1 protein-coding gene is annotated in these 714 nt (G+C 59.4%); it reads right to left on the bottom strand.

Annotated elements, in window-relative coordinates:
* Nucleotides 1-714, bottom strand: a 714-nt coding sequence (locus tag OUO13_RS14330; protein WP_283174589.1) for a hypothetical protein, incomplete at both ends; no start/stop codon positions are given.

Here is a 714-nt window from a genome sequence, read left to right as displayed (position 1 = left end):
GCTGATGGAGGAGGCTTCACTGCTGCTGATCAGGCTGTCATCAAAACTGATGCTGTGGCCGGAAGCCGCTGTGGTATCCAGAGTGCTGGTGTTGGTAACGGCGCTGGCGGCGTTGCCAGCGCTGTCGGTCAGCACCAGGGATACGGTTAATGTGCCATCACTCAGACCAGACACATCCACACCACTGAGCTGCTGACCAGCACTGCTGATGGTGCCGGAGCCGGTGACAGGTGTACCACCGCCGGAACTGCTGATGCTGTAGCTGTAGGTCGCACCCACTTCAGCACCGGCCATGGTCAGGCTGATGGAAGATGCTTCGCTGGTATTAATGGTCGCGTCATCGAAGCTGATACTGTGACCGCTCGGAGCATTGGCATCCAGCGTGGTGGTGTTGGTAACCGCAGTCGCCGCGTTACCGGCGCTGTCGGTCAACACCAGCGAAACGGTCAGAGTACCGTCACTCAGGCCCGACACATCCACACCACTGATCGGCTGACCAGCACTGCTGATGGTGCCGGAGCCGGTTACCGGTGTACCGCCGCCAGAACTACTGATGCTATAGCTGTAAGTCGCACCCACTTCAGCTCCGGCCATGGTCAGGCTGATGGAGGAGGCTTCGCTGCTGCTGATGTTACTGTCATCAAAACTGATGCTGTGGCCCGTCGGAACCGAGGTATCCAGAGTACTGCTGCCGGTGACCGCAGTCGCGGCGTT

The sequence above is a fragment of the Parathalassolituus penaei genome, from assembly GCF_026626885.1.
Lineage (GTDB): Bacteria > Pseudomonadota > Gammaproteobacteria > Pseudomonadales > Oceanobacteraceae > Oceanobacter > Oceanobacter penaei.
Note: the sequence above shows the minus strand (reverse complement) of the source record. Positions and strands in the feature narration are given on the sequence as shown.